Raw genomic sequence first — 11308 nt, forward strand, 5'->3', positions numbered from 1 at the left:
CAATGGATGCGACCAACTGGATTCCACAACGCCCACCATTTTTGTTCATTGACCGGGTCCGGACAGTCACACCTGGGGTCGCAGCAACCACGAGTAAGTTGGTGACCATTGATGAGTGGTATTTCGCCGGTGGCAATGGTGGTGAACCCCTGATGGTACCGACATTTGTGTTGACGGAAATGACTGCCCAGACTGGTGCGGTGGCCATCCTGGCGGGGCAGCATTCTGGTAAAAATGTGTTGTTTGGCGGGATTCGGCAAGCGGAGGTGCTTGCACCAGTCCGACCCGGGGATGAAATCACGTGCGCCGTGCAGCTACGCAAGATGCGCGGACCTATGGGTATTGGTACCGGGACCTTGTCCGTGGGCACCAGAACGGTTTATCGCGCCACGTTGGTCTTTGCCGTGGTGGATGCGGAGGAGTAGCTCATGTTTAACAAAGTGTTAGTGGCCAATCGCGGGGAAGTGGCCGTGCAAATCATCCGGACACTACGTGAAGTCGGAATCCGTTCGGTTGCCGTGCATTCAACGGCGGACCGCGAAGCGTACTTTACCCAGTTAGCCGACGAAGCGGTTTGCATTGGCGGCCCCTTGCCCGGGGATTCATACCTTAATATGAAGGAAATTATTAGTACGGCGTGTTTGACCGGCTGTGATGCCATTCATCCCGGGTATGGGTTCTTGTCCGAAAACGCGCAGTTTGCACAGATGTGCGCGGAGTGTGACCTCACCTTTATTGGGCCGAGCAGTCAGGTGATTGCGCAAATGGGTGACAAGGCCCGTGCGCGTGCCGTAATGGCAGCGGCGGGGGTACCGGTTATTCCCGGCAGCACGGCCACCATTGACGATATTAACGGAGCAACCCGTACTGCCAACCAGTTGGGTTATCCGGTGGTGCTCAAAGCCACTGCGGGTGGTGGTGGCAAGGGAATGCGCCTCGTAGCTAACGATGTGGAATTGCGCCAATGCTTTTCTGACGTTCAACGGGAGGCCCACCTGTCCTTTGGTGCTGGTGATGTGTATATGGAAAAAGTGATCACCCACGCTAAACACATTGAAGTACAGGTGTTCGCGGATGACTTTGACCACGTAGTGTACTTTCCGGAGCGCGACTGTTCCTTGCAACGCCACCACCAGAAATTGGTGGAGGAAAGCCCTAGCCAGGTAGTAACGCCCGAGCAACGGGCGGAGTTAGGCGCGTTGGTGGTCAAAGCTTGCCGGGCTATTCAGTACCGGAACACGGGCACCTTTGAATTCTTAATGGATGCCAATCACCACTTTTACTTTATGGAAATGAACACACGTCTGCAGGTTGAACACGCCGTGACGGAGGAAGTCACGGGAGTCAACCTCATCGCCGCCCAGATTTTGGTGGCAGCGGGAGAGCCATTACCATGGGGCCAAAGTGACATTCATATTCGGCAGTACGCGGTGGAATGTCGCATCAACGCGGAGGATCCTGAGGCAGGCTTTCTACCGGCAGCCGGGCGTATCACCGGGTTAGTGCTGCCGACTGGGACCCTGGGGGTGCGCATCGACAGCAGTATGGTCGGGCCCACCACCATTGCGCCATATTATGACTCAATGATCAGCAAAGTCGTAGTGGGGGCAACCGACCGCCATCACGCATTACGGCGGATGCGCCGGGTCTTGGCGGAGCTACGCGTCGAAGGGGTAGCGACCAACCGGAACTTTCTCCGTGACTTAGTGGCCGCACCGGCCTTTGCTAACGATAAAGGCACCATTAATTATGTTGAGCAGGAATTCTTACCGAGGTGGTTACAAAGCCATGAGTAAATTTAACCCCAGTGACCGCGCCCAACTCAGCGCGCGGATGGACAAAATTCCCGACCATTTATACATGCAGTGTCCCTATTGTCATGCCGTGTACTACCACGCTGAACTCACTAGATTTGGTGAATGCCCGCATTGTGGGTACGGGATGCGTTTGCGGGCGCAGGAGCGGCTGGCTATGGTTGCCGACGACTTTGAACAGCGGGATGGTGACTTGACCTTGACGCCAGCGGTCACCGACGGCGCTTACCAGCAAAAGCTGAATCGGGCCGTTGCTTCCGCAGGCCTGCACGAGAGCGTGTGGACCGGGCTCGCCCATATTGGCGGGTATGCAGTTGCGCTCGGCGTGATGGATACTCACTTTATGATGGGGAGTCTTGGTCGGGTAGCGGGCGAGAAACTGAGCCGCTTGTTCGCGCTGGCTACCGACCGGCGGTTACCCGTGGTTTTGTATACAGCCTCGGGTGGGGCCCGGATGCAGGAGGGCTTGTTCTCGCTCATGCAGATGGCCAAAGTTGCGCAGGCAGTGGCTGACCACGCGCGCGCGGGCTTGCTCTACGTGGTGGTTTTGACCGATCCCACCACGGGTGGTGTGACCGCGAGTTTTGCAATGGAAGCCGACATTACGTTGGCGGAGCCACACGCGTTGGTGGGATTTACGGGCCGTCGTGTGATTGAGCAGACACTGCACGTGGATCCGCCCCAGGATTTTCAACGCGCCGAGACGCTCTTGCGTAACGGCTTCGTGGACGCAATTGTGGCGCGTAGTGACCAGAAGACCTACCTCGTTGACCTGTTGCGTATCCATCGAGAACCGGAGGTGGCCCATGAATAGTGCATACGACGTAGTGCGTCAGGCACGTAGTCAAGATAAGGTCAGTACCCCGTGGTTGATTGCGCAGCTACTGACCCATTTTCACGAATTGCATGGTGATCAGGCCCAGGGTGATGACCCTGCTATTATCGGTGGGGTGGGGCTCCTGGTGGGACAACCAGTGACGGTAATTGCGACCAACAAGGGACAAACCTTAGCGGAATCGCAGGCGTGCCACTTTGGTTGTGCCACACCCGCAGGCTACCGTAAGGCCATCCGGCTGATGCAGCAGGCTGCTAAGTTTGGGCGACCCGTCCTCAACCTGATCAACACCCCGGGGGCATTTCTGGGGGTGGACGCTGAGTATCAGGGTCAAGGGCAGGCTATTGCGCAGTGCATCATGACCGGCGTCAGTTTGCCGGTCCCCATGGTGAGCGTAATTGTTGGGGAAGCTGGTAGTGGTGGTGCCTTGGCGTTAGCTTGCGGGGACCGTACCTGGATGTTTGCGCAAAGTACGTATTCCGTCCTGTCGCCCGAGGGCTACGCGTCTATTTTGTGGCGTGACGGGCAGCGGGCAGCCGAAGCGGCGGAACATATGCGGTTGACCCCACCGGAAATATTGGCGGATGGAATCGTTGACCGTGTGATCCCAGAAGTAACGGACGTGCCCGGCGCGCAGCAATTAGGCGCTGAGTTGGCGGCTACTTTCACCACCCTGGGCGAGTTACCTACGCAGCAACTATTGGCCGCACGACATGAGCGCTACCGCAATTTTGGGGTGGACGGCTTACAAGAATAAGGGACCACGAGAGGATTGAAAAAATATGGATATATTAGCTGGACGGACCGTCATCGTGATGGGAGTTGCCAACAAGAATAGTATTGCGTGGGGGTGCGCGCGTGCCATTATGGCGTGTGGCGGTCAAGTAGTGCTGACTTATCAAAATGAACGGTTACGGCAAAGCTTGTTACGCTTTGTTGCTCCCGACCAACCCATGGTGCAGTGTGATGTGGCTGATGAAGAAAATATTGACGCGGCCTTCACCACCATTCGGGAGCGCTACGGTGCCGTGCACGGACTGGTACACGCTATTGCATACGCCGACAAGGAAAGCCTGGAGGGTGATGTTCTGCAGGTAAGTAAGGCGGGTTACAACCTGGCGCAAGATATTAGTGCTTACTCGTTATTGGCGGTGACTCGCAGTGCTGTGCGTCTCTTTCCCGCGCTCCGCAGTGTGCTGACAATGACCTACTTTGGGTCGACCCACGTGATTCCCAACTACAACATTATGGGCGTAGCCAAAGCGGCGTTGGAGGCCAATGTGCGCTATGTGGCGAAGGAGTTGGGTCCGCAGCACGTACGGGTTAACGCCATTTCGGCGGGGGCCGTGAAAACGTTGGCGGTCACGGGAGTAAAGAATCACGCGTCGTTACTGCAAATGTCGCGGGCCGCAACCGTTGATGGCGAGTCGGTGACGCAGTCAGAAATTGGCAATACCGCCGCCTTTTTGCTCAGTGACATGGCCAATGGGATCACCGGCGATATTATTTTTGTTGATAAGGGTGTGCACCTGATGTAAGTGTGGCGGTCAATAAAAACGCCCCGGTCATCATGACTGGGGCAGGCGATATTATTGGCATTACGCTTTATGCGTGGCAATGGTTGATCGTGCAGGTGACGAGATGGTCATCTAAAATACCGATTGCCTGTAAGAATGATTGAATGATGGTGGGACCGACAAACCGGAACCCCGCCTTTTTCATGTCATGACTAATTTGGGCGGATAGCGGCGTCTGCGCGGGCAGGTCGGCTGCTGTGGCGTAATGGTGAATTACGGGGTGGCCGTCGACATAGTGCCACAACCAGGCGTTGAGGGTTTGTCCTTGTTGGTGCCATGTTTGGAGTATGCGCGCGTTGTTAATGGTGGCCGCAATCTTGATGCGGTTACGGACAATACCCGTATCGTTACGCAAGCGCATGACGTCGGTTTGGGTGTACGCAGCTACTTTGTCCACATCGAAGTGATTGAAGGCTACTTGAAAGTTGGCCCGTTTATTCAGAATTGTTTGCCAACTCAAACCGGCCTGCATTAATTCTAGTGTCAGCATCTCAAAGGTGTATTGTTCGTCCTTGCTTGGTACGCCCCATTCGTAGTCATGGTAGCGCGTCATTAGTGGGGTGGCGTCAGTGGCCCAGTCGCAACGTGGCATGTGATGACTTCCTTCCTTACTATTTACGAATATATCATACAGTCAAACTGAACCAGATGAGTAGTGTGGTAATACATATAGCAGGTATTGATTGGCTGACGGGTAAGGCTGAATTAATCCCTCGACAAAAATTGGTGACAGGACACCCGTAAACCGGATTATATTGGGGATTTGTGCCTTTAAGCACTAGTAAAAAAGCACTATACTTAAGCTAATGATAAAGCAAAATTTCATTGGATTAGCGGGGTGCTGATTATGAGGCAAATGGAGAAGCAAGCAGCAAAATTGCAGCGGGCGTTGTGGCAACGTGCGGAGCGTTTCAAGCTATATAAGAGTGGAAAATTATGGCTTGTGAGTGGCATTGTCTCGCTATTTGTAGGTGCTGGAGTCATGCTCTCACCACAGGTGCAGAATGTTGCCGCGTCAACAGCAACGGCTGGTAGTACAACTGAGGAAACAAGTGGCATCACTAATACGAGCGTGGCTCACTCAAGTGCTGACGTTAAGGCTTCAGTAGCCTCAACTAGTAGTGCAACCGTGGTAAACACTGGCAACGACAGTAGCACAGCAACCAGTGCTACGAGTACCGCTAGCGCTTCCACTAGTGTGAGTGCTGTTGCGTCGGCAACCAACGGTAGTGCTGAGAGTTTGGCTGCTACCAGTGCTGCTACCGCTGCTACGACTTCAGTTGCTGTGGACGACAGTAGTGCAGCATTGCCAGCCTCCTCTGCCGCTACGGCAGGGGCGGAGACATCCAGCGCGACCAGTGGTAGTAGTGCAGCCAGCGCTCAAACAGTTACTAGTGTTGCCCACCAAGCGTTACGCACCCGCAGTCTGGCAAGCAGTGCTGCGCCGGCGGATTCTGAGGTTACAACTGCCATTAACAGTGGCGCTGCGAATGCACCAGCTACAGTGAGTTATCACAACGGCTCAACACAACCGACAATTTCGGTGATGGTCTCCGGAAATTTTCAGGCTGGTGACGTTGTGACCGTTTATCTGGATACAACCGCCATGTCAGTTACTGCGGCGACAACCGTCAAAGGTGCCACCGAGTCGAATGTTGATGTATCCACGAATGATGGCAGAACGGTTAAGGGTGCACAGTATCAATTTAGTTCGGACTATAACGGGGCGTTTCCGGTGGTCTTTGTGCTCAACGGTACAGCCGATGACCAAATCAATAATGGTACCAGTACGGCGACAATTGCCGTCGATGTAGACAAAAATGGGACGATTGTGGCTACTAACAGCGTTGTGCTGGATAAATCGTATACCATGACGCAGCCTAATGACACCATTCGTCGAAATATATTAAACGGAACAAACGGTGTGACTGCGGGGGTTATTGCTCAAGGGGCGGTTACCAGTGAATTAACATTGCGGGCACAATTGCAAGGCCTGCAGTATTTTGGTGACTACAGTACGTTGGTTAACAGTTCTCCCTATGAGAAGCTGACAGCTGCCAGTACCGTGACGTTTGATTTTAGTGATCAGTTAAAAGTTGATTCTGCAGTCCTGTCAGACGATGCCGTGGCCACGGGGGTTACGCTCACACGCAGTGGCAACAGTGTCACCCTCACGCTTCCGAGTGGCCTGACGCTGGCGGCAATTAGTAAGCTGGCGGGGTACTTGCAGGTCGGGTTATTGCCTGTTACTGTGCCTACGACGTCAACTAGGTATGTATTACCAACGTTGACAGCTACGTGGACTATCGATGGCCAAACCAATACCGTTACGGAGCCTGGCAACAGTGGTAGTAGCCATGCAAACGAATTTGCTTACAATATTCAAACTTATACCGCAGTGGGGACGGTCACTGTTTCCTCATCGTCCTCATACTTGGGGTTATTGCAACAAGGAACGGATAATGATTACGGCCTTCAGTGGGTGGTTGCTAACGAAAGCAACTTTGCTTCTGGTACAACCACCACGGGGTCGCTGAGTATTACCTCCAGTCCTGACAACTCGGTGGGAATTACCAGCGTGAATGGTTTGGACGGCAATTATCTTACATCTGCTGGTCTGAGTAAAAACCTTACAATTACCTTTACGACTGCAGATGGTCAGAGCCAGTCCTTTGAATATGTGGATGGCACTACCAGCTATGTGGCCACTGTCGGCTCGGCAACTGATCCCGTGACGCAGGTACAAATTGTTGATCACGCAGCGCAAACAGCGCCTTACGTGACTGGTAGCATTTCACACCTGCAAGTTGGATTAATTGCGTACGGTGATGAGAAGACGACCGTAACGGCGACGGCAGATACATCGCTGTACGACGGTGATGGCAAATTAGTGCTAGACACGGCTTCCAGTACGGATAGTGACGTGGTCAGGGAAAGGACAGTTACTAAGACCTACTACCCACAACCAAGTATTGTTCTATCCGCCGGTAGTAATGGTGTCGACAATCAGCAAGGTAATACTGCGCAACAGATTTATAATCCCGGTGATGAATTAACCGAAAGCGTCAACTTATTGGACGGTGGTACGAATTCCGGTTCAGCAAGTGATCAGGTGGGACGGATTGGCAACGGCGATGGCAAACAACCGGCCGTTGAAGCGGTGGCAGCCCAAAATCCGATGACTATCGTTGTGGTGGCACCAACCAACACTGACTTTGCTGATGATGCTACTTTATTGAGCACGCTCAATAAGTCTGATATTAGCAGTAGTGGTGATCTTGAGATTACCCATCTTGATGATGTTGATGGTCGTCCTGTCATTGCGATTACTGGGGTTGACCACTATACCGCTAGTAGTCGATTACCAATTGTGCTGCAAGTGAATGCCGATGCAATTGGTGGTAGCACGATTTCTGCTTTGAACACAATTTACGTCATGCCCAGCGCGGTTTTATCCCAGTACAACAACGGCACGATTTTAACAAGTGATGGTTCACTGGCCACTGATTGGGCGACGGGCAATATGTATAACTTGAGCACTGGTGGGAGTCAGCTGGGCACGATTATTACCGCCTCAAGCTTTACGGCTAACGCGTCCATCACGGGTTCCGCAGATTCGTCCGCGCAAGTCCAAACAGGGACGATTAACGTTGACGACGACCAGGCGACTGGTAAAACCACACTCTACAACGGGACGACCAACCCCGTTACGGACACGTTGACCACGGTCAATTTGGTGGATGCTGATGGTAATCAGTACATCACTTTGACTGGGCCGGTGCAGGTAGTGGATGATGCAGGTAATACTGTGGCCGCAGCCGTGACCTACTATCAAAATGGCGCGGTAGTGACGGATCCGACGCAGGCGGATAGCTTTACTGTTAGCGGTGTTTCACTGGCCAAAAAGGGAAGTTATGCCGTCATTAGTTATGGGCTAACGGTCGTACCGTCCCAGCTCGCGGGTGCTTTGACAAACAAGACGTGGGCTTACCAGACCTCTACCCAAGGTTATACCGCCGGCACGGTGGCGACTGGCAACTTGGTACCATTAGGTGCAGCCATCAGCAACACGTTGGTGCTGCAGGCCATTCGCGACCTGACGGATACGTGGTATGTGGCGCAGCGTAAAGCTGACGGTACCTATGTGGTTGATTCGGCGGTGGCTGCAGTAACTACTACTGGTGTGGTCGGGCGTATCTATAATGGTTACACCTTGATGGGTACGAGTGCCGCTGACGTTGGTCAAGCATACGGGGACGACGGGGCGGTACTCGTGGGAGTCTACGATGCCACAACCGGGCAAATGGTTGCCGATGGTTCGATGATTACCTATGCGGAGCAGGTTAATAGTGATGGCACCATCACGGGCCACACCTATTACCTGGTTACTGAGCAGGATGTAGCCACGAAGTTGAACGACGTTACGGTCACCTATAACGGTCAAACTGCTGCTAGTGAGGTAGCCGGTTTACAGGCTACTGCTAATAAGGTTAATGTTGGTCTTACTAGTGATGATATCACGGTGGTTAAAGACGGTATCAACGCAGGCACGTATACCTACCAGTTGAACGCTCAGGGGCTCGCTAAATTGCAGGCGGCCGTTGGTAATGACGCAATAGTGACCGACGTTGGTGTGACGGGCACAATTACCATTCAGCCCGCCGTGACCACGGTCACGTTGAATCCTGGCGCGTTGACTTACGATGGTCGCACGCCAGCCAGTGGCGCCAGTCTCACGGCGACGGTTGCTGGCCAAACGCTCAAACTGAATAGTGGTGATGTTACGGTTGCTGACGATGGCATCGATGTTGGCACGTATACCTATCAGCTGACGGCGGCGGGATTGAGTAGCCTACAAAGTCAGGTTGGTAGTAACTACGTAGTCACCACGGGCACACCGGGGATGATTGTAATCAGTCCTGAGCAAATGCCGGTTACTTTGTCGTCCGGGTCGTTGGTTTATGACGGTAAGACCAAGGCTAGTGGTGCGGCAGTAATTGCTACGGTTAATGGCGAACCATTGACGCTAAATGACGATGACATTACCGTCACTAATGATGGCATTAATGTGGGTACGTACAATTACCAGTTAAACCAGACCGGTCTGGAAAAATTACAAACGCTTGTTGGCGACGACTTCACAGTGGTAGTGGGCGACCCAGGGACGATCACGATTACACCTGCTGTCGTCGACGTCGTTCTGAATGACGGCTCGTTCACGTATGATGGCAACACTGCTGCTAGTGCGGCGAAGGGGTTGGTCGCTACGGTGAATGGTACACCGGTCGATCTCGACAATAGCGACATTGAAGTGACAGATGACGGCGTTGACGCGGGTAATTATGCTTACCAGCTAAATGATGCCGGGCTGGCTAAGGTGCAACTTGTAGTTGGTTCTAACTACCAAGTCAGCGTGGCGGTCACGGGTACTATTACCATCACACCTGCATCAATCACGGCTGCATTAAGTGACGGTGGCTTCACGTATGACGGCGCCACGAAGGCCAGTGAGGCTACAGGCTTGACTGCGACGGCCAATAGCCAGGCGGTTGATTTGAGTGGTGAGGACATTGAAGTAACAAATGACGGCACTGGTGCGGGTAATTATGCTTATCAACTTAGTGACGCCGGGCTGGCTAAGGTGCAGTCCGTAGTTGGTACTAACTACACGGTTGTTCTCGGTGGGTCGGGTACAGTCACCATTGCCCAAGTCGTGGCAACAACCGTTCNACAGTCCGCTGTTGGGCCTAACTATACGGTTGGCGTTGGTGATACGGGCACGATTACTATCACACCTGCATCGATTACGACTACCTTGAGCGATGGTGGCTTCACGTATGACGGTACGACCAAGGCTAGTGGTGCTCCAAAATTGACTGCTACTGTTGTCGGCCAGACAGTTGAGCTCGATAGCAGTGACGTTGATGTGACGGATAACGGCTCTGCCGCTGGCGATTATGTTTACCAGTTGAACGCAAATGGGTTGGAGAAAGTACAAAGCGCTGCTGGTGCCAATTACATTGTTCGTGTCGGTGACACGGGTACGATTACTATTGCCAAAGCGCCAGCGACGACTACCTTGAGCGATGGTGGCTTTACGTATGATGGTACGACCAAGGCTAGTGGTGCTCCAAAACTGACCGCCACAGTTGTCGGCCAGACAGTTGAGCTCGATAGCAGTGACATTGATGTTATTAATGATGCTATTGCTGTGGGTAGTTATGATTATCAGCTCAATGCAACTGGCTTAGCCAAGGTGCAGTCCGCTGCTGGTGGTAACTATACGGTTGGCTTTGGTGATGCGGGCACGATTACCATCACACCTGCATCGATTACGACTACCTTGAGCGATGGTGGTTTTACGTATGATGGTACGACTAAGGCCAGTGGTGCTCCGAAANGCTTTGGTGATGCGGGCACGATTACCATCACACCTGCATCGATTACGACTACCTTGAGCGATGGTGGTTTTACGTATGATGGTACGACTAAGGCCAGTGGTGCTCCGAAACTGACTGCTACTGTTATCGGCCAGACGGTTGATCTAGACAGCAGCGACATTGATATTACGAATGATGCTACTACTGCGGGTAATTATGATTATCAGCTCAATGCAACTGGCTTAGCCAAAGTGCAGTCCGTGGTTGGTCCTAACTACACGGTTGTTCTTGGTGGGTCGGGTACAGTCAGCATTTCCCAAGTCGTGGCAACAACCGTTCTGAGTGATGGTGGCTTCACTTTTGATGGCACTACCAAAGCCAGCGAAGTTACTAACTTAACGGCATCGGTTGTCGGCCAGACGGTTGAGCTGGATAGTGATGATATCATTGTGACGGATGACGGCTCTGCCGCNCAAGACAGTTGGGCTCGATAGCAGTGACATCGATGTGACGGATGACGGCTCTGCCGCTGGCGATTACGTTTACCAGTTGAACGCCACTGGGTTGGCCAAAGTGCAAAGCGCTGCTGGTGCCAATTACACTGTGCGTGTCGGTGACACGGGTACGATTACTATTGCCAAAGCGCAAGCGACGACTGCCTTGAGTGATGGTGGCTTCACGTATGATGGTACGACCAAGGCT

At 53.0% G+C, this 11308-nt stretch carries 9 protein-coding genes and 1 pseudogene; 9 read left to right on the top strand and 1 reads right to left on the bottom strand.

Annotated features, from left to right (window positions below):
* Nucleotides 1–2: 2 nt before the first annotated feature.
* The 5 genes from FD19_RS00870 to fabI are packed head-to-tail and all read left to right on the top strand — an operon-like array spanning nucleotide 3 to nucleotide 4187.
* On the top strand, nucleotides 3–425 hold the full coding sequence (locus tag FD19_RS00870; protein WP_054749267.1) for a 3-hydroxyacyl-ACP dehydratase FabZ family protein: 423 nt from the start codon (nucleotides 3–5) through the stop codon (nucleotides 423–425).
* Nucleotides 426–428: 3 nt separating this feature from the next.
* Entirely contained in the window at nucleotides 429–1796 is a 1368-nt protein-coding gene (locus tag FD19_RS00875) for an acetyl-CoA carboxylase biotin carboxylase subunit (RefSeq protein ID WP_054749268.1), read from the top strand.
* Nucleotides 1789–2628, top strand: coding sequence for an acetyl-CoA carboxylase carboxyltransferase subunit beta (locus FD19_RS00880; protein ID WP_054749269.1), 840 nt, complete (start codon nucleotides 1789–1791; stop codon nucleotides 2626–2628). Before FD19_RS00875 ends, FD19_RS00880 begins: the two co-directional genes overlap by 8 nt.
* Nucleotides 2621–3406, top strand: coding sequence for an acetyl-CoA carboxylase carboxyltransferase subunit alpha (locus FD19_RS00885; RefSeq protein WP_054749270.1), 786 nt, complete (start codon nucleotides 2621–2623; stop codon nucleotides 3404–3406). Before FD19_RS00880 ends, FD19_RS00885 begins: the two co-directional genes overlap by 8 nt.
* Nucleotides 3407–3431: 25 nt before the next feature.
* A complete protein-coding gene (gene fabI / locus FD19_RS00890) occupies nucleotides 3432–4187 on the top strand; it encodes an enoyl-ACP reductase FabI (protein WP_056968903.1) in 756 nt (251 codons plus the stop codon).
* 67 nt (nucleotides 4188–4254) lie between these two features.
* On the opposite strand, the gene FD19_RS00895 is transcribed toward fabI, so the two are convergent.
* A complete protein-coding gene (locus FD19_RS00895; protein ID WP_054749271.1) occupies nucleotides 4255–4818 on the bottom strand; it encodes a DNA-3-methyladenine glycosylase I in 564 nt (187 codons plus the stop codon).
* A 264-nt stretch (nucleotides 4819–5082) separates the two neighbouring features.
* On the opposite strand from FD19_RS00895, the gene FD19_RS09975 reads away from it, so the two are divergent.
* The 4 genes and pseudogenes from FD19_RS09975 to FD19_RS09990 form a co-directional block, all read left to right on the top strand.
* On the top strand, nucleotides 5083–9955 hold a 4873-nt coding region (locus FD19_RS09975), incomplete at its 3' end, for an MBG domain-containing protein (protein ID WP_420836020.1).
* Nucleotides 9956–10041: 86 nt separating this feature from the next.
* Nucleotides 10042–10626, top strand: a 585-nt coding sequence (locus tag FD19_RS09980; protein WP_420836021.1) for an MBG domain-containing protein, incomplete at its 3' end; no start/stop codon positions are given.
* 54 nt (nucleotides 10627–10680) lie between these two features.
* Nucleotides 10681–11078, top strand: a 398-nt coding sequence (locus FD19_RS09985; protein ID WP_420836022.1) for an MBG domain-containing protein, incomplete at its 3' end; no start/stop codon positions are given.
* Nucleotide 11079: 1 nt separating this feature from the next.
* Nucleotides 11080–11308: pseudogene (locus FD19_RS09990) on the top strand (MBG domain-containing protein); the annotation flags it as partial.

This window comes from Lacticaseibacillus thailandensis DSM 22698 = JCM 13996 (assembly GCF_001436135.1).
Lineage (GTDB): Bacteria > Bacillota > Bacilli > Lactobacillales > Lactobacillaceae > Lacticaseibacillus > Lacticaseibacillus thailandensis.

Bases quoted from the DNA above. Each gene is read 5' to 3' on its own strand.
- fabI (WP_056968903.1), top strand. From the start codon at position 3,432: ATGGATATATTAGCTGGACGGACCGTCATCGTGATGGGAGTTGCCAAC.
- FD19_RS00875 (WP_054749268.1), top strand. From the start codon at position 429: ATGTTTAACAAAGTGTTAGTGGCCAATCGCGGGGAAGTGGCCGTGCAA.
- FD19_RS00870 (WP_054749267.1), top strand. From the start codon at position 3: ATGGATGCGACCAACTGGATTCCACAACGCCCACCATTTTTGTTCATT.
- FD19_RS00880 (WP_054749269.1), top strand. From the start codon at position 1,789: ATGAGTAAATTTAACCCCAGTGACCGCGCCCAACTCAGCGCGCGGATG.
- FD19_RS00885 (WP_054749270.1), top strand. From the start codon at position 2,621: ATGAATAGTGCATACGACGTAGTGCGTCAGGCACGTAGTCAAGATAAG.
- FD19_RS00895 (WP_054749271.1), bottom strand. From the start codon at position 4,818: ATGCCACGTTGCGACTGGGCCACTGACGCCACCCCACTAATGACGCGC.